This window comes from Ruegeria sp. C5 (genome assembly GCF_056537605.1).
On sequence record NZ_JBQFRX010000001.1, the window covers coordinates 1,434,829 to 1,455,195 of the forward strand.

Sequence of the window (20,367 nt, forward strand, 5' to 3'; positions counted from 1 at the left end):
CTCTCACCCTTCGTCCAGCGTTGGCCCGCCGGTATCAGTCACAAGGCCAACGTTGGAAAACCCGCCCGCGTTCAAAGCACCCATGACCTGCATCACTTGCGCATATGGAATCGCGCCGTCAGCACGCAAGAACACGCGGTCGCTGCTGCGCTCAGCTGCGATCGCGCGCAGCTTACCGATCAGTTCTTCGCGCAGCACATCCGTGGTCTGGATCTGCACGCGCCCATCTGCGGTCAGGGTCACGGTCAGCGGCTCTTCGTTGTCACCGGGTAAGGCACTTGCGGCAGTCTTGGGCAGATCGACAGGTACGCCGACGGTCAACAATGGGGCCGCCACCATAAAGATGATCAGCAACACCAGCATGACATCAACAAAGGGCGTCACGTTGATCTCGGCCATCGGTTGGGCGCGCCCGCGCCGCCGTCCGCGCCTGCGTCCGTTCCCGCCCGAGCTTTGCTGAACTGCCGCACCCATCGTCAGCTATCCAACTGACGCGACAGGATAGTGGCGAATTCATCGGCAAAGGCCTCGTAGCCGCCGACGATGCGGTCACTGTCTGCGCTGAGTTTATTATAGAATATCACCGCCGGGATCGCGGCCAGCAAGCCAAGACCGGTGGCCAGCAACGCCTCGGCAATACCCGGGGCCACAACGGCGAGGTTTGTGTTCTGCTGCTCGGCAATCTCGATAAAGGCATTCATGATGCCCCAAACGGTGCCAAACAGGCCGATAAACGGCGCTGTCGATCCGACAGTGGCCAGAATGGGCAACCCTTTTTGCAGACCCTCAGCCTCTTTCGCGATCGCCACGTCCATCGAGCGATCGATCCGCGCCGTCGCCCCTGCGATCAAGCCGCCATCGGTGCGGTGCGAGCGTCGCCACTCGATCATCCCCGCCGCGAAAATCTTTTCGGAACTGCCATCGGGCTGGGTTCCGATCTGCTCGAACAGCTCATCCAGCGGATTGCCAGACCAGAAGCTTTCATCGAATACCTGCGCCTCGCGCCGCGCGGCTCGGTAGTTGATCAGTTTCTGAATGATAATGCCCCAGGACCAGATGGATGCACCGATCAGCATCAACATCACCAGTTTGACGATAAAGGTCGCGCGGGCATACAGCCCCCACATGGAGAAATCGATCTCCTGCGCCAGCGCCAGAGTTTCAGCTTCCATGAACCTGCTCTTTGTTTTGCCTGATGGCCATTTGGCCTTGTTTTGCCAAACGCTAACGCAGATGGAGATGAAAAGCCAACAGAACCACCCCGGAGGCTGAAAATGTTACATCAATGCGCGAATCTCTGCCGGAAGACGAACGGGCTTACCCTGCGCATTCATGCAGACAGCCGTTACCTCGGCGCGGAAAATCTCGGTCTCGCCACGCTTGACCAATTGCGACATTGTCAACCGAGCGCCCGATAGCGAAACCATCTCGGTCTCGACCATCAGCTCGTCTTCAAACCTAGCGGCGGCGAGATAATCCGCCTCGATCCGCCGCACGACCCAGACAATGCCTGCGTCCCGCATCGCGTTCTGATCATTACCCAGTTTACGCACCCAGTCCGACCGGGCGCGTTCGATGAATCTCAGATAATTTGCGTGATAGACCACGCCTCCCATGTCGGTGTCTTCGTAATAAACACGGACCGGGTAGTGATGCTTCATTGCGACGGCTCCAATCTGGCGAACAAGCGCAACGCATGAGAGGGGTCCTGCGCGGCACCGGGCAGAACAGGATCGTAGGCGGCGCGGATCAAGGCCGCAATATCAGGCCGCAAGATCGTCGCGTCACCAGCAATCGCCAGAGGTGAGGCGCTGCGAAAAGCTGTGTCGGACCAAAGCAGGATCGTTTGTACAACCTGGCTTAACGCCAGCGTTTCTGCCGGCACTTTCGACAGCTCTTTGTCCATGCGCAAAAACACAAATGCCGCGCGGATAGCGCCGTCATCCTCGAACCGAAATATGCGATACTGATTGGCATCGGCCGCCACAAGCCGGTCGACCAGTGGGGCCAGATCCGGGATCAGGCGATCCAGATCGGGCACGTCCAACAATTCCTGCCACTCACGGAAGAAGAACACCATGCAATTGGCACCCAGTTCGGGATCCGTCTCGGTCATCTTGTGATTTGCCAGAGTGACAACCGCCTCGAACGCACCTTTTACGGTCGACAGCGTTTCATCCTCGACACCAAACACGATGGGCACGATGGGTCTGCCCCAGCGCGCAAACAGAAACTCACCGCTATCGCGTGTGAACAGCGCCTCAATCTCATCGGGTGTCACGCCCCAGTCCTTCTTCTCGATTTAGATACGACTGCCTGAGGCTTAAAATCTAATGCGCCCCACTTCAACCAAACAGATCGCTCTGTCCTTTGGGTGCAGCCATCCCCAGATGCGTCCATGCCTTTTGCGCCAGCATCCGTCCGCGCGGAGTGCGCTGGATCAGGCCTTGCTGCAGGAGATAAGGCTCGATCACCTCTTCCAGCGAATCCCGGCTTTCGGACAACGCCGCCGAGAGTGTTTCAATCCCCACTGGCCCGCCCGCATAGTTCTCGGCAATCAGCTTCAAATACCGGCGGTCGGCCCCGTCCAGACCAAGGTTATCGACCCCCAGTCGGGTCAGTGACCCATCCGCCAAGTCGCGCGTAATCCGCCCATCGCCTTCAACAATGGCAAAATCCACTACGCGTCTCAGAAGACGACCGGCGATCCGTGGTGTTCCACGAGACCTGCGCGCGATCTCACGCGCGCCTTCGTCATCCGCAGGTGCGCCCAGTTTGCGGGCATTGCGGGTGACGATCTCGTGCAACTCGTCGACCGTATAGAACTGCAGCCGGGTCGGGATGCCAAACCGATCGCGCAACGGCGTGGTCAGCAACCCCATCCGCGTTGTCGCCCCGACCAGCGTAAATGGCTGCAGCTCGATCCGTACAGTCCGCGCCGCCGGACCTTCACCAATGACAAGATCCAGCTCGAAATCCTCCATCGCGGGGTACAGCACCTCTTCGACCGCCGGGTTCAGACGGTGAATCTCGTCGATGAACAAGACATCCCGCGATTCCAGATTGGTCAGAATCGCCGCCAAATCCCCCGCCTTGGCTAGAACCGGTCCCGAGGTCATGCGGAAATTCACTCCCAACTCGCGCGCCATGATCTGCGCAAGCGTGGTCTTACCCAATCCAGGTGGACCATGGAACAGCGTGTGATCCATCGCCTCACCGCGTTGGCGGGCCGACTGGATGAAGATGCGTAGGTTGGCCCGCGCCTCGGCCTGACCAATGAATTCATCCAGCCCCTGCGGGCGCAGGGCGCGGTCATTGTCCTCGGGCATCGGTTCGGGTCGCAGGGCGGGATCAGCGTCTACCATTCAGTTACCCTTTCACTCAGCCCTTGGGGGCCAGTAGCTTCAGCGCGGCGCGTATCAGATCGGCCTCGCCCGCATCTGGCATATTAGCCGCTGCCTCGGCCACGGCCGATGCCGCCTCGGACGGTCCATAGCCCAGATTGCCCAACGCCGACAGCGCATCCGCAGAAGCAGCGGCAGCGCCCGAGGCCGGTTTGGCCACCCGTTTCGGAACAGGCGCAGGCTCGGTCGTCTCAACCACTTCAAGTGCCGGGCCATCCATCGCTTCGGTCACCGTGCCGCCCATCGCCATCACACCCGGGGCCTTGTCCTTGAGGTCAAGAACGATCCGTTGCGCGGTCTTGGGGCCGACACCCTTTGCGGCCTTCACGGCCCCCCAGTCGCCCAAGGCAATCGCGCGGCTGACACCATCGGACCCCAGCGCACTAAGAATGGCCAGCGATACCTTCGCACCCACACCCTGAACCGAGCACAGCAGACGGTGCCATTCCTTCTCGACCAAGGACAGAAAACCATAAAGCTGCATCAGGTCTTCGCGCACGACCATATCGGTGTAGATTGACATTGCCTCACCCACCCCCGGCAGGGCCGCCATGGTCCGGTCCGAGCAATAGACGATATAGCCGACCCCCCGCACGTCGATCAGAACGTGATCCGCCGCGCGGTAATCCAGCCGTCCAGTGAGCTTGCCGATCATGCGCGTACCTCTTTCATCCGTGCCTGCGGTGCGGCGCCATAGTAGGAATGGCAGATGGCAATCGCCAATGCATCCGCAGCATCCGCCCCTTTGGGGGAACAACCGGGCAGTTGGAGTTTGACCATATGCAGTACCTGCTCTTTTTCGGCGTGCCCGACGCCCACCACCGTTTTCTTGACGCGGTTGGGGGCGTACTCGCCAACCGGCAAACCCGCCTTCGCAAGCGTCAGAAGCGCAACACCACGCGCCTGACCCAGTTTCAGTGTACCGGCCCCATCCTTGTTGACGAAGGTCTGTTCAATTGCCGCCTGATCTGGTTTGTGCTCGGCGATGACTTCGACGATTTGATTGTGTAGCGACAGCAGCCTTTCCCCCAGATCATCACCATCGGATTTGCACAATCCATTCGCAACGTGGCTCAGGCGGCTGCCATGCGATTCGATGACGCCCCATCCCAAGGTTCTAAGCCCTGGATCAATGCCCAGAATTCGCATGTTTTGTCTCGGCCTGCTCGGGTTTGTGTGATCTTTTTTCATCGACTAGCACGAAGCGTGAACATTTTCCAAGGAAATCAACTCAAGGTCCAAAACCGACATTCATGTCGCCTCCGGTTCCTCGCGGCCTGTTTGCGACCGGGTTAGGTTCGTTTTCGACGCTTATCCGATCGAACTTTAACCAATGATTTAAGGGGTTTTCATCAATTTCGAGCGTTGCAAAAAATGCATAGGACACATGCAATTTCTGCGCTTGCGCACGGCGAAACTCATCACTAGATGCCGCTCAGATCGCAAGATCAGAGTTTAACACAAACCAGAAGGAAACAGGATATGGCTGCACTGGATACCACCCGCACCACCACTGGCTCATTCGGCCTCGTCGGCCGTATCGGCGCACTTTTTGCATCGGTTGTAAACGCCGTTGTTGAATGGAATGACGCCCGCGCAACCCGTAACGCGCTGAACGGTCTTTCTGACCGCGAACTGGACGATATCGGACTATGCCGCGGCGACATCGACGTTGTCGCCGAAGGCCGCCGTTACTGAGATAACGGACTACCGCATACGCCCCTTCCTCCTCCCTGTGGGGCAAACAGAAACACCGCACGCCGTGAGGCATGCGGTGTTTTTATTAGGAGGGTGCAAGATATCCGGTTAGAACCAAACCTTGTTCAGTTGGCTCGAGAAAAACGCGGTCACCGGATCGGCCTGCATGATCCAGGCGCCAGCTTTCTCAACCGGCGTGCCCTGATTCAGGCTTTCAACACGCGTTTCGTACGCAGTCGGGCCAAGATGGGACAGTAAAAAGGCCTTGAAGGCAAAGAAGCCAACCAAACACAGCAACAAAACCCTCGCTGGAACTGCTGAACGCATACGCTGGGGTTTCATCACCACCAGCCCGTCTGAGCGCAACGTGGCACGATAGCCGCGGCTGAGTTTCTGGTGCTTTTTGTTCAAACGCGAGATGCGTTGATCGAATTCGAGTTGTTTTCCTGTCATGGCAGCCTCCGAAAACCGCCCCCCGAGTGCATTGAAAGACGATAATTAGAGAATGCGACAAAAACGTGGCAAAAATCCACAAAACTCCCGTAAATGGCCTAAATTCAGCCCTGTTTGCTTAAGATTAGCGTCGTCCACTCACCAATCCGATCCTGGCGAACCAGATTGAAGCCGTTTTGGAGATAAACCGAGATCACGTCATCGGACTGTTCATTGAGGATTCCCGATAGAATCGCTTGTCCACCCCCCCGCAGGTTCGCCGAAATTTCAGGCGAAAGGGCCACGAGCGGACCTTTTAGGATATTGGCGAATATCAGATCGTAAGGCGCATGCGCCTTCAGATCCGGGTGATCGAAACCTGCCGCTTCAACGCATTTAACCGCACCCGCCATACCGTTCGCCCGAAGGTTGGCCTCGGCCACGTCGACGGCAACCTCATCAATGTCGCTGGCGATGATATTGCCCTCCCAGACCCGAGCTGCGGCCATCGCCAGCACGGCAGTACCGCAGCCGATATCGGCAACTTTGGTGGCCGTGAACCCATGATCCAGAAGATGGTCCAAAGCCTTGAGGCAACCAAGCGTTGTCCCATGGTGCCCTGTGCCAAAGGCCATCGCAGCTTCGATCAGCAGCGGAATGCGGCCTTCGGGCAGTTTGTCGGCATCATGGCTTCCATAGACAAAAAACCGACCGGCCTCGACTGGGGCTAGTTCGCGGCGGACATGGGCGACCCAATCCGTTTCGGGCAGTTCCGAGACCACAAAGGGCTTGGCCTCGAACGCGGCGGCCAGAACCGCCAGCGCGGTTTCATCCGGGGTTTCGGTAAAATAGCCGCCGACTTCCCACAGGCCCGAGCCATCCTCGACCTCGAACACGCCGACGCCGGTTGGTTCCGGGTCCAGCCGTTCCATCGCCTCGCCCAATCCTTCAGCGGCTTTCTTGCCGTTCAAAGTGGTCAGAGCAGTGAATGTTGGCATGGGGGCCTCCTGTTTCGATCGAAACAGCGCCTAGGGGCACCGACCGCCAAGGTCAAGCGGAGTCGCTTATTCGGCGGGCGCGGGGGCGTATTTCGACAGGATGGTTTCGTTGCCCGGTTCCGGATGACGCGGGATCAGTAGTGACAGCAGAAGCGAGATGATCGCCATTGCAGCGGCCAAACCAAACACTGCGCCGGGCGAAACGACCCATAGCAGACCTAAAAGTGCTGGCAGGAAAACAGCGGCGATATGATTTATGGTAAATGCCACCGCCGCAGTGGGCGCAATATCCGCCGGGTCGGCGATCTTCTGGAAATAAGTTTTCAAAGCCAACGCCAGAGCAAACAGCACATGGTCGATCACATAGAGGATCGCCGCCAGCAGCACGCCCCAGCTAAACCAGTAGATGCCGCCATAGGCTGCGAAAACGATGGCGAGCCCGGCATATTCAAAGATCAGAGTGCGGCGTTCGCCAAACCGCGCGACTGCCTTGCCCAGCAGCGGAGCCGCCATCATGTTGATCATAAGGTTGATCAGGTAAAGGCTGGTCAGTTCGTGTACTTCAAAGCCGAATTTCTCGACCATCATGAAACCGGCGAACACGACAAAAATCTGCCGCCGCGCGCCCGCCATGAACTGTAATGCATAATACAGCCAGTAGCGGCGGCGTAGGATCAGCTTCTTGGTCTGCGGCGTCGGTGCGTCGAATTGCGGGTAAGCAATCAAGCAAAACACTGCCAGCAAAGTTGTCACGCCGCCTGCCGCCATGAACACGAAGTTATAGGACAGGTCGAAGCGGTCCCATGTCAGGACGATCAAGCCATAGACCACAGCCGTCGCAGCCGAGCCCATAGCCACCAGCCAGCCAAGCACCTGCGGCGCACGGTCTTTAGGCAGCCATTGCAGCTGCAGTGACTGGTTCACCGTCTCATAGTAGTGAAACCCGATCGAGCTGAACAGCGTCACAAACAGCAGCCCGCCAAGGCTGGGAAACCAGGCCGTCACCGCCGTCGCCACGCCCAACATCATCAATGAGATCATGGCCAGTACCTGCTCGCGGATGAAAATGATCACCGCAATCACGCCAACGGCCAGAAAACCCGGAATCTCGCGTACCGTGTGCAAAAGCCCGATATCCGCCCCGTCGAAGTTCGCCGCCTCGATGACGAAATTGTTCAGCAATGCACTCCACGCGTTGAACGCGATCGGCATGGTCAACGCCATCACGAACAAGAGCGTCATAGGTCGGCGCCAGAGCGGAAGACTCTGCGCCTCAGACAAGGGCATGGGTTTCAGCATGAGGATGCTCTACGCCCATTTGTACTTTTTGGCGAGGGGAAAGCGGCAGGCGCACAGCGGCTCTGCACTGATGCAGGGGTCAGTAGAAGCTTTGCGGATCGATATCCACGGTCAGGCGGATATCGCCTTTCAACTTCAACGGGGCGATCCAGCGGGCGATGGCGTCCTGAATAGGCGCACCTTTCGGGGCTTTGACCAACAGCCGGACGCGGTGACGCCCACGTATGCGCGCGATCGGGGCTGGAGCCGGGCCAAATACCTGAGCACCAACATCGCGCAACGGCGCATCGTTGCGCGCCATGGCGTTGCCGATGTCGAAGACCGGCCCGACCTCGGGGCCAGACAGGACAATCCCGGCCATGCGGCCATACGGCGGCACCCCGGCGGCCTGACGCCCGGCGGCTTCAGCCTTCCAGAATCCTTCTTCATCGCCCGATAGAATCGCCCGGATCACCGGATGTTCCGGCTGGAATGTCTGCAACAACGCCTGACCCGGTTTATCCGCACGACCTGCCCGGCCCGCCACCTGCCGCATCAATTGAAAAGTTCGTTCCGCCGCGCGCAGGTCAGCCCCATGCAGGCTGAGGTCCGCATCAATCACCCCAACCAGTGTCAGCTTTGGAAAATTATGTCCTTTGGCCACGAGTTGTGTCCCGATAACGATATCCGCATCGCCTTCGGCAATCTCTTCGATCTTGGCCTTCAGGGCACGAGCCGAACCAAACAGATCAGAGCTGAGCATAGCGATTTTGGCTTCAGGGAACGCCGCCTCAGCTTCTTCTGCCAGCCGTTCAATCCCGGGTCCGACCGGTGCCAGTTTACCCTCGACCCCGCAGGATGGGCAGGCCTCTGGCATTGGCTTGGTCTCACCACATTGATGGCACATCAGACGCTTGAGGAACCGATGTTCAACCATTCGCGCGTCGCAATGATCGCAGGCAATCTGCTCCCCGCACGCCCGGCATAGTGTCACGGGCGCATAGCCACGGCGGTTGATGAACAGCAGTGACTGCTCTTCGCGTTCGATACGCTGTTGCACCGCCTGCCGCAGCGAGGGGGAAATCCAAGTCCCGGCCTGCATCTGCTCGGCGCGCATGTCGATCGGCTTCATTTCGGGCAGGACTGCTGCACCAAAACGCGAGGTCAGGTCAAGCCGCTCGTATTTACCCGCCTCGGCATTGGCCCAGCTTTCCAGTGAAGGCGTCGCGCTGGCCAGAATCACCCGCGCTCCGCAGATGGCCGAACGCAGAACGGCCATATCCCGCGCACTATAATGCACCCCATCTTCTTGTTTGTACGAGGTGTCGTGTTCTTCATCGACAACTAGGAGACCAAGATCACGAAATGGAAGAAACAGTGCTGACCGGGCCCCAACGACCAGTTGCGCATCACCCTGACCGACCATCCGCCAAACCCGGCGACGTTCGGTCATGGTCGCGCCCGAATGCCACTCAGCCGGACGCGCACCAAATCGCGCCTCGACACGGGTCAGAAATTCAGCCGTCAGCGCGATCTCGGGCAGCAAGACCAGTGCTTGCCGCCCCACGCGCAGGGCCTCGGCGACCGCCTCAAGATAAACCTCGGTCTTGCCCGAGCCCGTCACCCCCTTCAGAAGAGTCGTTCCATAATCTCCCGTCCGTTGCCCGGTCTGAAGCCGCATCACGGCCTCCGCCTGATCCTCGGTCAGGTCCTTTCCCGGCAATTCAGGATCAAGATGAGGATAGGGAAGATCACGCGGGCTGTCCTCTTCACGCACAGCGTTCTGTTTGACCAACCCCTTGATGACCGAAGATGTGACCCCCGCTTGCTCGGCCAGTTCCTTCAGCGTAAAGGCCAAGCCGCCATAGTCTCGCAAAACTTCAAGTACCCGCATTCGTGCGTCGGTCATTCGGTCCGGTTGACCACCGCCCAAACGATAAACCTTGCGCATCGAGGGCGGATCGCCCAACCCCGGCGCGCGCGTTGCTAGCCGCAGCATCGCATGCATCGGCGTCAGGGTGTAGTCAGCCACTTTCCCCAGAAACACCCGCATTTCTTCACGCATCGGCGCGACCTCAAGCACCCGGTTCACCGATCGCGCCTTGGCCAGATCAAAACCACCCTGCCCCGGCCCCCAAACCACACCCAAGACTTTGCGCGGGCCCAAAGGCACCTCGACAAACGCCCCAAGAAAGCACCCGCCCTCGGGCGCTTTGTAATCCAACGTCCGGTCCAGCGGCTGCGTGGTCAGCACCGCAACCAGCTCTCCTTCGTCGAAAAATCCGTTAGCGCTCACGGTATATCCTTCGCAGGGGGTTCCAGCATGGGTCTCTTTGAGGTAAAGCCATCCGCGACCAAGGCCAACCCATCAAAGGACTGCCCTCATGAAATTCTTCGTAGACACCGCCGAGATCGATGCCATCGCCGAACTGAACGATCTGGGCATGGTGGACGGCGTAACCACCAATCCCTCGCTGATCCTGAAATCGGGCCGCGACATTCTGGAAGTCACCAAAGAGATCTGTGATCTGGTCGACGGCCCCGTCTCGGCCGAAGTTGTCGCCACCGAGGCCGAAGACATGATCGCCGAAGGCCGTAAGCTGGCCAAGATCGCGCCCAACATCGCAGTCAAAGTACCGCTGACATGGGCTGGTTTGAAAACCTGTAAAACACTGACCGACGAAGGCCAGATGGTCAACGTGACCCTGTGCTTCTCGACCAATCAGGCGATTCTGGCGGCCAAAGCGGGCGCAACCTTCATCTCGCCGTTCATCGGACGTCTGGATGATATCAACCTCGATGGCATGGACCTGATCGCAGATATTCGCCAAGTTTATGACAATTACGGGTTCGAGACCGAAATCCTCGCCGCCTCGATCCGCACCGTAAACCACGTGACCGACAGTGCCCGCATCGGGGCTGACGTGATTACAGCACCTCCGGGCGTGATCAAAAAACTGGCCGACCACCCGCTGACCGACAAAGGCCTTGAAACTTTCCTGGCCGACTGGGCCAAGACAGGTCAGAAAATCCTCTGATCCCAAGCATTGCCGCGCGGTGCCATCAGGCACCGCGCCCGGCCCAACGGCAAAAGCTGATCTTTGATCAGCGCCGGGCAGGCGGGAGCGCCCGCCACAGCAACGACGAAATTCGCCTTTCGCGTGCATTTTTCCCAAGGCAAATCCAGCAACCCATGTTATAAGCCCGCCAAACAAAAAAAACGACCGGACGGGACATGAGCAGCGATCCTAAACTCAAGGACAATCTCCGCGCCGCAATTCTGGCTGAGCCTGACGCCGTGCTGGATGACAAAGACCTGATGCAGGCCTTGGTGGCTGCAAATGAGCAGGCGCGTGGTGACAACGTTATCGACCTGCGCGGTATCGCCATGCAGCGGCTTGAGGCGCGTCTTGACCGCCTTGAGGACACTCATCGCTCAGTCATCGCGGCGGCGTATGAGAACTTGGCGGGCACAAATCAGGTGCATCGCGCCATTCTTCGCCTGTTGGAGCCCACCGTGTTCGAGGATTTCCTGCGCGCGCTAGGCAATGACGTGGCCGAAATCCTGCGTGTCGATCACATCACTCTGGTCCTCGAAACAACCGTCGTACGTGATGATCCGGTGGTGAACCAGCTCGGCGGCGTGCTGACTGTGGCTGAGCCCGGCTTTATCGATAGCTATCTAACCGCTGACCGCAACGGTCAGCCGCGCGAGGTTACCTTGCGCGAAATCCGCCATCCCAATCCGCAAGTTTACGGTAAACAAGCCGATCAGCTACGATCCGAGGCCTGCCTGAAACTCGATCTTGGCACTGGCCGCCTACCCGGCATGATTGTCATGGGCGCGCGCGATCCGAGGCATTTCTCACCTCAGCTTGGCACTGATCTTCTTGCCTTTTTTGCCGGCGTGTTCGAACGCTCTATGCGCCACTGGCTGTCGTGAGCCTGATTTCCCCAGCCTGCCGCGATGCTCTGCAGCATTGGCTGGACAGTCTGGGGGCGCTGGCGGGGCGGTCTGAAAATACGCTCAACGCCTATCGCGGCGACGTGACAGAATTCCTGTCCTTCATGACCTTGCATCACAGCGAGCGCCAAGGGCTGGCCGCGCTGGAACGCATCAGCGTTTCTGACATGCGGGCCTGGATGGCAGAGCAGCGCAATTCTGATGTCGGCGCGCGATCTCTGGCGCGCAAGCTTTCTGCCGTCAAAACCTTCTATCGCTGGTTGGCCGAACGCGAAGGGTTCGAACCTACTGCGGTGCTGTCCACCCGAGCGCCCAAATTTACCAAGAAACTGCCCCGACCTCTGGCCGAAGATGCCGCGCGCGCAATGATCGACACGGTCGAGCTACAATCCTCATCGGACTGGGTCGCTGCACGGGATGTTGCAGTTGTGACGCTCCTCTACGGGTGCGGGTTGCGGATTTCCGAGGCGTTGTCTTTGACCGGTGTGGACGCTCCTCTGCCAGAAACGCTGCGCATATCGGGTAAGGGCGATAAGGAAAGAATCGTACCGGTCTTGCCTGCCGCTCGGGCTTCGGTGGATCGCTATCTTCACCTCTGCCCACATCCGCAATCCCTTGATAAGGCGTTGTTCCGAGGTGTCAGGGGCGGCCCGCTCAACCCCGGAATCATTCAGGCTGTGGTCGCCAAGGCACGGATGCAACTTGGCCTTCCCGCAACAGCCACCCCGCACGCGATGCGCCACAGCTTTGCCACCCATCTGCTGTCTGCGGGCGGCGACCTGCGCGCGATCCAAGAGCTTTTGGGTCACGCCTCGCTTTCGACCACGCAGACCTATACCGCAGTCGATACGGCCCGGTTGATGGAAGTCTATAACCGCACGCACCCAAAAGCCTGAAGCAAAGACCCTTTTTGCTTTGCATCTGCGCCTTGCTTCCGTCATGACACCACCATGACACTCAGATTCAAAGCGCTTTCCGTTCATCTCTTCACCGCCACAGGTGCCGTTTTCGCAATGCTCGCAATGTTGGCCGCAGTCGAAGAGAAATGGAGCCTGATGTATCTCTGGCTCGTTGTCTCGTTCATCGTCGATGGCATCGATGGCCCGCTGGCGCGGCACTATCATGTCAAAAAGAACGCACCCGAGTTTGACGGGGTATTGCTGGATCTGATCATCGACTATCTGACCTATGTTTTCATTCCCGCTTTCGCCTTGTTTAAGTCAGGTCTGATGGACGGCTGGACCGGCTGGTTCGCAATCATCGTCATCACCTTTGCAAGTGCGATGTACTTTGCGGATACACGTATGAAAACCAAAGATAATTCCTTCTCTGGATTTCCAGGCTGCTGGAACATGTTCGTCATTGTGATCTTCGCCCTGGAGCCCAACTTCTGGGTCATCCTGCTGCTGGTCACCTTGCTGTCTGTCGCAATGTTCCTGCCGCTGAAATTCATTCACCCAGTCCGGACCGAGCGTTGGCGCACCCTGTCATTGCCTATGGCTTTTGCGTGGACATTTTTTGCAGGCTGGGCCGCCTGGGTCGACTTTCACCCCGAAAGCTGGGCACATTGGGGGCTGGTGATCACCAGCTTGTATTTGGTCTCGGCCGGTATTGCGCAGCAGATCATTCCGCCGCGCAAGGCCCGGGATTACAAGACTTCCTGAACCTCGAACTCAGTCCCGTTATGGGTGAACACGTCACCCTCTTGCAGGCCAACCATAGCCAGATAGATCGGGCTTTGGGTCGAAATGCCCATGTAGGTTTTGCCGTCCACCTCAAACCGAGTCGTTGAGACACATACGACGAAGCGGCGATTGTTGAACTTGATTACGGCGCCGGGCTGCACCGTATCCGTGAGGCCAAAATCGGTGTTCTCGATCACGTCAATCTTGGCGTGATGCGCATGAACAGGCGCATCAAAGGCGGCCGCCAGATCTGCATTCTCGCGCGAGGCAGCGATGTCGTCCTTGTCATGCCCTTCTCGGTCATCCAACTGTGAGTCCTTAAGGAAGGCATCATAATGTGCCTGTGCGGTTGCCAGTTCCTGTTCTTCCAAAGACATCAGATGATCGATGATGGCTTTCTTACGTGCGGCGGGGTCTATCTGGCCGGTCATTCAATTCGGTCCTTCAAATTCACTATTCGATATAGGTTGGGGCCGTACCGCTCCGATTGCAACAGATAAGTACCGATCAGATCAACAGGCTGGCAGCACCTTCGTGACGCAGCAGAGCCACTTTGGTCTCAACACCGCCGTGGCCTGAAAACCCAACCATCTTCCCATCTGCACCCAGAACCCGGTGACAGGGAATAATGATGGGGATGGGATTTCCTCCGCATCCGCGCCCAACCGCTTGCGCCGAGTAGCCAAGGTCGTTAGCCAACTCGCCATAGGTGCGCGTATCACCAAATGGGATAGCATACATTGCATCGCACACCTGACGCTGAAATTCCGATCCTTTGATCCGGTAGGGCAGTTCGAACTGCTGCAAACGCCCTTCGTCATAGGCACGCAACTGCGCCGCCGCTTCTCGCAGAACCGGGGTGGCTAGACCTTCGTCACGGCCATTCCAGACAAGACGCGTGATGGCGCCGCTGGTCTCTTCGACACCAAGGCAACCAAACTGAGTTTCTACGGCGATCATCGGCATAAGAGAACGGTTGCAGATGTTTCACCACACCTGCAACCCGAATCCTGACGATCCGCCTCTTCATCTGGCCAAAAATACCTCGGAGCGCGAGGCAGAGCCTCGCATCAGCGATCTCTCTCTCGCGCTCCGTTCGAATGTCAGCTCAGCGCCTCGTTACATCGCCCGCATACGCCCGGATGGGCGTGCAGCCCAACATCAGGAAGGATTTTCCAGCAGCGCTGGCATTTGTCACCTTGGGCTTTTTCGAACACTACAGCTACGCCCTCGATTTCCGGCACTCGGAACGCCTCGGCCGGGGCCGGATCGCCTGTGACGGCCAGACCAGAAGTGATGCACATGTCATCCACGTCGAAGGTCGCAAGCAGATCGCGGGTTTCCTGATCTTCGACATGCACGATCGGTGCGGCCTCAAGGCTGGATCCGATCACCTTGTCCTGACGTTGAATTTCCAGCGCAGCGGTCACGGCGCGGCGCACGCGGCGGACTTTGGCCATGCTGGCTTCCAGTTCTTCATGGCGCCAATCAGCGGGCGTTTCAGGGAAATCCATTAAATGGATCGAACTATCATCGGCCGGGAACCGTTCCAGCCAGACCTCTTCCATAGTGAAGACCAGAACTGGGGCCAGCCATGTGGTCAGACGGTGGAATAGGATATCCAGCACAGTCCGCGCGGCACGGCGGCGTAGGCTGTCACCGTCGCAATAAAGCGCGTCTTTGCGGACATCGAAATAGAACGATGACAGGTCAACCGTGGCGAATGTGAATACGGCGCTGAATACACCCTGGAAGTCAAATGCTGCATAACCTTTGCGCACTTGCTCATCCAAATCGGCCATTCGGCTTAACACCCAGCGTTCCAGGCGCGGCATATCTTCAGGCGCAACCCGATCCGCTTTGGTGAAGTCCGCCAGCGAGCCCAGCATGAACCGCATGGTATTGCGCAGGCGGCGATAGCTGTCGGCTGTCCCTTTCAGGATCTCCGGTCCGATCCGCTGGTCGGCGGTGTAATCGGTCTGAGCCACCCACAAGCGCAGGATATCGGCGCCGTATTGTTTAACGACCTCTTCCGGCACGATGGTGTTGCCCAGCGATTTGGACATCTTGTTGCCCTTGGAATCCAGCGTAAATCCGTGGGTCACTACGTTGCGGTATGGTGCACGCCCCTTGGTGCCGCAAGCCTGCAGCATCGACGAATGGAACCACCCGCGGTGCTGGTCGGTGCCTTCCATATAGACGTCAGCGATACCGTCCGCGGTCCCGTCCTCACGATCACGCAGCACAAAGGCATGGGTCGAGCCAGAGTCGAACCACACATCCAGCACGTCGAACACCTGATCGTAGTCGTCGGGGTTCGCGATACCGTCGAGGATCTTCTCCTTGAACCCGTCCGTGTACCAGACGTCTGCGCCATCCTTCTCAAACGCGGCTTTGATGCGGGCATTGAGTTCGTCATTGCGCAGCAGGTAGTCCGCGTCGGTCGGCAATGCCCCCTTCTTGGTGAAGCAGGTCAGCGGCACGCCCCAGGCGCGTTGGCGCGACAGGACCCAGTCCGGGCGTGCTTCGATCATGGAATACAGACGGTTGCGGCCGGTCTGCGGCGTCCATTTCACCAGTTCATCAATCGAGCGCAGAGCACGTTCACGGATGGAGTCGCCCATCTCGCCCATGCCGTCCTCCAGCTTGCGGTCGACCGAGGCAAACCACTGCGGCGTGTTGCGGTAGATGATCGGCGCCTTCGAGCGCCACGAATGCGGATAGCTGTGCTTGATCTTGCCGCGCGCCAGCAGCCCGCCGACCTCGGCCAGCTTGTCGATCACGGCCTTGTTGGCATCACCCTCACCGCCCTTTCGAGACAGGATGTATTTGCCACCAAAGAACGGCAGATCAGCGCGGAAGCTGCCATCATCCATCACGTTATAGGTGATGACCTGCTCCAGCATGCCCAGATCGCGATAAAGCTCGAATTCCTCCATCCCGTGCGAAGGTGCACAGTGGACGAAACCGGTCCCTTCGGTGTCGGTCACGAACTCAGCGGCGCGGAAATCGCGAATGTCGTCCCATTCGCCGTTGCCACCTTCGGCCCCGGCCAGCGGGTGGGTCAGCTGGATCTTGGCCAGATCTTCCTGCGTTACATCGCACAGACGGCGATACATCGTGTCATCCAGACGCGCGCGCGCAAACACATCTGCGGCGCGGTCATCGGCCAGCAAGTAACGCTCACCGATCCGCGCCCAGCACTCCTCGGGGCGTCCAGTGACTTCGTAGAGGCCATAGGAAATACCCTCGCCATAGACCACGGCCTTATTCGAGGGCATCGTCCATGGGGTCGTCGTCCAGATCACCACATAAGCGTTGTCCAGCGTCACATCGCCGGTGTTCACAACCTTGAACTTCACCCAGATGGTGAAGCTTTCCTTGTCGTGATACTCGACCTCGGCCTCGGCCAGAGCCGTCTTCTCGATGGGCGACCACATCACGGGTTTCGAGCCTTGATAAAGCGTCCCATTCATCAGGAACTTCATGAACTCGTCTGCGATCACAGCCTCGGCGTGATAATCCATGGTGATATAAGGATCGGGCCAATTGCCGGTGATGCCCAGACGCTTGAACTCTTCACGTTGGATGTCGATCCAGCCTTCGGCGAACTTGCGGCATTCCTGACGGAAGTCGACGATGTTCACCTCGTCCTTGTTCTTGCCCTTCTTGCGATACTGTTCCTCGATCTTCCATTCGATGGGCAGACCGTGGCAGTCCCAGCCAGGTACATAGCGTGAATCGTAGCCCATCATCTGATGGGACCGAACGATCATGTCCTTGATGGTCTTGTTCAGTGCGTGGCCGATATGCAGGTGGCCGTTCGCGTAAGGAGGGCCGTCATGCAGGGTAAAAGGCTTGCGGCCCTCTTTCTCGCGAAGGCGGTCATAGACGCCGATCTTCTCCCAGCGGTCCAGCCATGCTGGCTCGCGCTTGGGCAGGCCTGCACGCATGGGGAATTCGGTTTTCGGCAGGTTCAGCGTGTCTTTGTAGTCAGGTGTTTCGGCGCACATTTGGGGCGTCCTCAGGATGTTCTGGTCGTGTATGGATCGAAGCGGTCAGTGCGATAACTCAAGCACCTTTGCCCGGCGTCTCGCGATATCAGAGCGCCGGGGATATAATTCGAATAATGATGGCCAGCCGGTCAAACATGGCCGCGCTTATAGGACGCCTGCTCTCAATGGTCCAGAGGTTCCGGGTCTTGCGACGAATGGCGCAGCTTGGCCCAGCGATTGAGCCATGCAAGACCCGCCAGTGCGAGACCGAGCGCCAACAGCGAAAACACCCGGATCAGCCCGCCCAATCCGGCAATATCGATCAGAAACACCTTGGCCACCGCGAGGCCAATCACGGCCAAACCGGCCTTACGCATCAAATCGGACCGGCGGGCCAGCGACTGGTAGAACAACCCTGCGCCGACCACCAACAAGGTGATGGTGTATGAATAAAGCTCGGGCTGGGTGACGCCGTTGCCTTCATACATGCCACTCGCCCCCTGCCAGACATGACGGATTGTAAGCCCCAGCCAAAACGCGATCAGGGCACCGGCGACCCCATAACTGATCTGCTTCAGTAGCACGGGCTGCGTCACGACGCGCCAAGCCGAGAAGCCGATGGCCAGCGCAGGCAACAGATAGGCCACCGCCAACGTGTTCAGCACCGGCGGGCCGAGCACGGGATCGGCAAATGGGTCGAGCAACGGGTTAGCCTCAGACAAAGCCTGAACCAGACGCATCATGCCGTGTGCCGCAAAGAACGCCGCGAGCGCGTAACGCGCGTAGTTCAGCTTACCGCCAAGCTCGAACCGCTGTATTTGTGCAAAAGCCAGCAGCAGCCAGATCACCGCCAGCAGCCCCCGCCCCCAATGGCTGTCTGTCGCGCCGCCTTCTCCGAAGCTTTCCAGCCAACGCAGCAACAAGAGCGATAGCAGTATTCCCGCCGTTGCCCAGGCCGCGCTTTCAAGCAGCAATGAGGCAATCGGGCGGTCCAAGGACCTTAGCAACGCCCACCCCATGATGAACCCGGCAACCGCCACTGCATAGACCAAGGTCATTTCGATCAAAGGCGCGGTTTCGGCCCAATCGAGCCCCGGGTCGAGCACCAGCCGTACGGTCACCGTGAACACACCCGCCCAAATGAACCAACTCATCGGAGCCAGAACAAATCGCCGGTCCAGCGCCGCGGCCACAACAATCATGGCGACAAGTGCTACGGTCAATGCGGCAGAACTGAGTACGATGATGCAGGCAAAGCTAAGGCACGATAGCGCAGACAGAGTTGCCAGGGCAGGCCGCATCCGTTTCTCACCATCGGCCCGCGCAAACCGTTCGGCCAAAACCACCATCATCGCGCCTATTGCGATTGCGTGTAAGGCCCACGCATAAGCTCCGATCACGTTTGCAGGCTGCCAACCGACTTCAAGCGCGATCGCCAGCGTCGGAGCATATAGGGCTGCACCCCCGGCCCAGACCACAGCGTAGCGCCCGGCGTGGAAGGACCGCCACGCAGCGAGCACGCTGATCAAGGCCCCGAGGGCAACCAATAGCGTGACTACCCAAGGATAATCGGCCTCGGCCGTTTCCACGTATGTGTCGGCAAAGCCGCGCCACACGGAGCCACCGTCCAACCCGTGCAGCAGAACAAACCAGATCAGACCCAACGCAGGCAGCACCGTCACATCCTGCAACGCACGCGCAGCTTTTGTCCAAAGGATCAGCGCCAGTATCAAAGCGGTAAACAGTGCAACGCCCAGCCAAAACTCACCGCTTGAATCCGACCAATGCAGCGACAGGATGATGGAACTGGTGAGAACCGCACCAAAGGCAATTCGGGTTGGAAACACGGGCCATGGAATCCCTTTCCGTCGCCGAATGACTTCGGCAATCATCGGGCCGGTGTGGTCGGGCCAGATACTGCGCACGGGTATCGCCATCGCAATCAGCGCCAGTGCTGTCACACAGGTCAGATACCCCGGTTCCGTGGAGGGGGAAGACAGCACCAGAAAAAACGCCGCCCCGTATGCACCCACTAGCGTCAGAATGGAAATCCATGCCCACCGCCTGACGGTATCGATACCCAAGCCCAAAATGGCAATGATAAAGAAATAACCATAAAGCCAACTAGGATCGTCCGATGCGCCTCCAACCAAAAAGGGCGCGGCAAAGGCTCCGATTAGGCCTACGGCGGCGAGCAGCGGCCCGTGGAACCATCCCAAGACCAACGCAAACAGAGCGATGATAACGAGACCGGCCAGAGCGGCCTCGGGGCCGATCAGATCATAAAGCTGGCGCGCGGCCAGAACCCCTCCGAACAGGGTCACCAGACCTGCGCCCGAGAATACAGACGGCAAGTATGCAGTAGATGAGTTTTCATCGTCGCCAAAGCGGCGGCGGATCACTTCACCCGCTCCGATCAACAAAAGGCCAAAGACCAACGCCGCGATGACGCGCGCTGTCGGTGGCAACAGTCCGTTTTCAACCCCGTACTGAACCAGAAAAATCCCCGCCAACGCCAGTGACAGCGCCGAAACCGCATAGAACCAGTTCTCACGCAACCACGCGCCCAGCGCAGCGATCTTTTCCTCACGAAAAACGATGGTGGCAGGAGGATCGGCGGCCTCAACGGCCTGCGGCGCATCCGATGGGCTTTCGTCATTGGTAGATGAGGTTTTCGCCGCGGCCCAGGGATCATGCTTGGTTTGCGTCGTCGTCGGCTCCGGCCTTGATGTCTTGGAGGTTTCGGCGCCGCTTTCCGGTATTTGCCTGGCCAATTGCCGCTCAAGCTGTTCGACGCGCTTACGCAACCGCGATTGACCAATCAGCAAAGCGATGATCGAAACAGGAATGGCCAGAACGATCAGACCAACGAGGACAAGCAAGGATTCCAACCGAGACCTCCGGGATGCGATG

Annotated in this window: 20 protein-coding genes; 5 read left to right on the forward strand and 15 right to left on the reverse strand. The window is 58.6% G+C overall.

Annotation, left to right across the window (positions count from 1 at the left end):
- Window positions 1-3: 3 nt before the first annotated feature.
- From tolR to ruvC, 7 genes are all read right to left on the reverse strand, one after another.
- Window positions 4-474, reverse strand: a complete 471-nt coding sequence (tolR, locus tag ACR0AW_RS07290) for a protein TolR (RefSeq protein WP_170424320.1) — start codon at window positions 472-474, stop codon at window positions 4-6.
- Window positions 475-476: 2 nt separating this feature from the next.
- Entirely contained in the window at window positions 477-1,172 is a 696-nt protein-coding gene (gene tolQ, locus ACR0AW_RS07295; protein ID WP_170397391.1) for a protein TolQ, read from the reverse strand.
- Between the two features lie 105 nt (window positions 1,173-1,277).
- Window positions 1,278-1,661, reverse strand: coding sequence for a tol-pal system-associated acyl-CoA thioesterase (gene ybgC / locus ACR0AW_RS07300; RefSeq protein WP_170404386.1), 384 nt, complete (start codon window positions 1,659-1,661; stop codon window positions 1,278-1,280).
- Window positions 1,658-2,281, reverse strand: a complete 624-nt coding sequence (locus ACR0AW_RS07305) for a hypothetical protein (RefSeq protein ID WP_170733268.1) — start codon at window positions 2,279-2,281, stop codon at window positions 1,658-1,660. Before ACR0AW_RS07305 ends, ybgC begins: the two co-directional genes overlap by 4 nt.
- Before the next feature lie 64 nt (window positions 2,282-2,345).
- Window positions 2,346-3,365 carry a Holliday junction branch migration DNA helicase RuvB gene (gene ruvB, locus ACR0AW_RS07310; protein WP_170397397.1) on the reverse strand — a complete coding sequence of 340 codons (1,020 nt, stop codon included), beginning with the start codon at window positions 3,363-3,365 and terminating at the stop codon, window positions 2,346-2,348.
- Between the two features lie 16 nt (window positions 3,366-3,381).
- Window positions 3,382-4,059 (reverse strand): Holliday junction branch migration protein RuvA, encoded by a 678-nt coding sequence (ruvA, locus tag ACR0AW_RS07315; protein WP_170733269.1) that lies wholly within the window; start codon window positions 4,057-4,059, stop codon window positions 3,382-3,384.
- Window positions 4,056-4,553, reverse strand: a complete 498-nt coding sequence (ruvC, locus tag ACR0AW_RS07320; protein WP_170397401.1) for a crossover junction endodeoxyribonuclease RuvC — start codon at window positions 4,551-4,553, stop codon at window positions 4,056-4,058. The genes ruvA and ruvC overlap by 4 nt, the downstream gene beginning before the upstream one ends.
- A 333-nt stretch (window positions 4,554-4,886) precedes the next feature.
- Here ruvC and ACR0AW_RS07325 point away from each other — a divergent pair, with 333 nt between their 5' ends.
- Complete coding sequence (locus ACR0AW_RS07325) at window positions 4,887-5,102, forward strand: DUF1127 domain-containing protein (RefSeq protein WP_170397404.1); 216 nt, start codon at window positions 4,887-4,889, stop codon at window positions 5,100-5,102.
- 108 nt (window positions 5,103-5,210) lie between these two features.
- On the opposite strand, the gene ACR0AW_RS07330 is transcribed toward ACR0AW_RS07325, so the two are convergent.
- The 4 genes from ACR0AW_RS07330 to ACR0AW_RS07345 all read right to left on the reverse strand — a co-directional run bounded on the left by ACR0AW_RS07330 (window position 5,211) and on the right by ACR0AW_RS07345 (window position 10,106).
- Window positions 5,211-5,555, reverse strand: a complete 345-nt coding sequence (locus ACR0AW_RS07330; protein ID WP_170397406.1) for a hypothetical protein — start codon at window positions 5,553-5,555, stop codon at window positions 5,211-5,213.
- 104 nt (window positions 5,556-5,659) lie between these two features.
- Window positions 5,660-6,532 carry a 50S ribosomal protein L11 methyltransferase gene (locus tag ACR0AW_RS07335; RefSeq protein WP_170733270.1) on the reverse strand — a complete coding sequence of 291 codons (873 nt, stop codon included), beginning with the start codon at window positions 6,530-6,532 and terminating at the stop codon, window positions 5,660-5,662.
- Between the two features lie 66 nt (window positions 6,533-6,598).
- On the reverse strand, window positions 6,599-7,831 hold the full coding sequence (locus ACR0AW_RS07340) for an MFS transporter (protein ID WP_170397410.1): 1,233 nt from the start codon (window positions 7,829-7,831) through the stop codon (window positions 6,599-6,601).
- Between the two features lie 79 nt (window positions 7,832-7,910).
- Complete coding sequence (locus ACR0AW_RS07345) at window positions 7,911-10,106, reverse strand: primosomal protein N' (RefSeq protein ID WP_170733271.1); 2,196 nt, start codon at window positions 10,104-10,106, stop codon at window positions 7,911-7,913.
- 88 nt (window positions 10,107-10,194) lie between these two features.
- Between ACR0AW_RS07345 and fsa the strand changes: the two genes are divergently transcribed.
- The 4 genes from fsa (at window position 10,195) to ACR0AW_RS07365 (ending at window position 13,438) form a co-directional block, all read left to right on the forward strand.
- On the forward strand, window positions 10,195-10,848 hold the full coding sequence (fsa, locus tag ACR0AW_RS07350) for a fructose-6-phosphate aldolase (RefSeq protein WP_170404410.1): 654 nt from the start codon (window positions 10,195-10,197) through the stop codon (window positions 10,846-10,848).
- 197 nt (window positions 10,849-11,045) lie between these two features.
- Complete coding sequence (locus ACR0AW_RS07355) at window positions 11,046-11,753, forward strand: DUF484 family protein (protein ID WP_170397417.1); 708 nt, start codon at window positions 11,046-11,048, stop codon at window positions 11,751-11,753.
- On the forward strand, window positions 11,750-12,670 hold the full coding sequence (locus tag ACR0AW_RS07360) for a tyrosine recombinase XerC (RefSeq protein ID WP_170733272.1): 921 nt from the start codon (window positions 11,750-11,752) through the stop codon (window positions 12,668-12,670). Before ACR0AW_RS07355 ends, ACR0AW_RS07360 begins: the two co-directional genes overlap by 4 nt.
- A 54-nt stretch (window positions 12,671-12,724) precedes the next feature.
- Window positions 12,725-13,438, forward strand: coding sequence for a CDP-alcohol phosphatidyltransferase family protein (locus ACR0AW_RS07365; protein WP_170397421.1), 714 nt, complete (start codon window positions 12,725-12,727; stop codon window positions 13,436-13,438).
- Here the strand turns inward: ACR0AW_RS07365 and ACR0AW_RS07370 are convergent.
- From ACR0AW_RS07370 to ACR0AW_RS07385, 4 genes are all read right to left on the reverse strand, one after another.
- On the reverse strand, window positions 13,423-13,890 hold the full coding sequence (locus tag ACR0AW_RS07370; RefSeq protein WP_170733273.1) for a hypothetical protein: 468 nt from the start codon (window positions 13,888-13,890) through the stop codon (window positions 13,423-13,425). The two genes, ACR0AW_RS07365 and ACR0AW_RS07370, sit on opposite strands and share 16 nt — an antisense overlap.
- A 76-nt stretch (window positions 13,891-13,966) precedes the next feature.
- Complete coding sequence (locus ACR0AW_RS07375; protein ID WP_170397424.1) at window positions 13,967-14,425, reverse strand: methylated-DNA--[protein]-cysteine S-methyltransferase; 459 nt, start codon at window positions 14,423-14,425, stop codon at window positions 13,967-13,969.
- Window positions 14,426-14,562: 137 nt separating this feature from the next.
- Window positions 14,563-17,472, reverse strand: coding sequence for an isoleucine--tRNA ligase (ileS, locus tag ACR0AW_RS07380; RefSeq protein WP_170733274.1), 2,910 nt, complete (start codon window positions 17,470-17,472; stop codon window positions 14,563-14,565).
- Window positions 17,473-17,636: 164 nt separating this feature from the next.
- Complete coding sequence (locus tag ACR0AW_RS07385; RefSeq protein ID WP_170733275.1) at window positions 17,637-20,345, reverse strand: DUF2339 domain-containing protein; 2,709 nt, start codon at window positions 20,343-20,345, stop codon at window positions 17,637-17,639.
- Window positions 20,346-20,367 lie beyond the last annotated feature (22 nt).

Excerpts from the sequence above, each read along its gene's own strand:
- tolR (WP_170424320.1), bottom strand. The coding sequence starts at position 474 with ATGGGTGCGGCAGTTCAGCAAAGCTCGGGCGGGAACGGACGCAGGCGC.
- tolQ (WP_170397391.1), bottom strand. The coding sequence starts at position 1,172 with ATGGAAGCTGAAACTCTGGCGCTGGCGCAGGAGATCGATTTCTCCATG.
- ybgC (WP_170404386.1), bottom strand. The coding sequence starts at position 1,661 with ATGAAGCATCACTACCCGGTCCGTGTTTATTACGAAGACACCGACATG.
- ruvB (WP_170397397.1), bottom strand. The coding sequence starts at position 3,365 with ATGGTAGACGCTGATCCCGCCCTGCGACCCGAACCGATGCCCGAGGAC.
- ruvA (WP_170733269.1), bottom strand. The coding sequence starts at position 4,059 with ATGATCGGCAAGCTCACTGGACGGCTGGATTACCGCGCGGCGGATCAC.
- ruvC (WP_170397401.1), bottom strand. The coding sequence starts at position 4,553 with ATGCGAATTCTGGGCATTGATCCAGGGCTTAGAACCTTGGGATGGGGC.
- ACR0AW_RS07325 (WP_170397404.1), top strand. The coding sequence starts at position 4,887 with ATGGCTGCACTGGATACCACCCGCACCACCACTGGCTCATTCGGCCTC.
- ACR0AW_RS07330 (WP_170397406.1), bottom strand. The coding sequence starts at position 5,555 with ATGACAGGAAAACAACTCGAATTCGATCAACGCATCTCGCGTTTGAAC.
- ACR0AW_RS07335 (WP_170733270.1), bottom strand. The coding sequence starts at position 6,532 with ATGCCAACATTCACTGCTCTGACCACTTTGAACGGCAAGAAAGCCGCT.
- ACR0AW_RS07340 (WP_170397410.1), bottom strand. The coding sequence starts at position 7,831 with ATGCTGAAACCCATGCCCTTGTCTGAGGCGCAGAGTCTTCCGCTCTGG.
- fsa (WP_170404410.1), top strand. The coding sequence starts at position 10,195 with ATGAAATTCTTCGTAGACACCGCCGAGATCGATGCCATCGCCGAACTG.
- ACR0AW_RS07355 (WP_170397417.1), top strand. The coding sequence starts at position 11,046 with ATGAGCAGCGATCCTAAACTCAAGGACAATCTCCGCGCCGCAATTCTG.
- ACR0AW_RS07365 (WP_170397421.1), top strand. The coding sequence starts at position 12,725 with ATGACACTCAGATTCAAAGCGCTTTCCGTTCATCTCTTCACCGCCACA.
- ACR0AW_RS07370 (WP_170733273.1), bottom strand. The coding sequence starts at position 13,890 with ATGACCGGCCAGATAGACCCCGCCGCACGTAAGAAAGCCATCATCGAT.
- ACR0AW_RS07375 (WP_170397424.1), bottom strand. The coding sequence starts at position 14,425 with ATGCCGATGATCGCCGTAGAAACTCAGTTTGGTTGCCTTGGTGTCGAA.
- ileS (WP_170733274.1), bottom strand. The coding sequence starts at position 17,472 with ATGTGCGCCGAAACACCTGACTACAAAGACACGCTGAACCTGCCGAAA.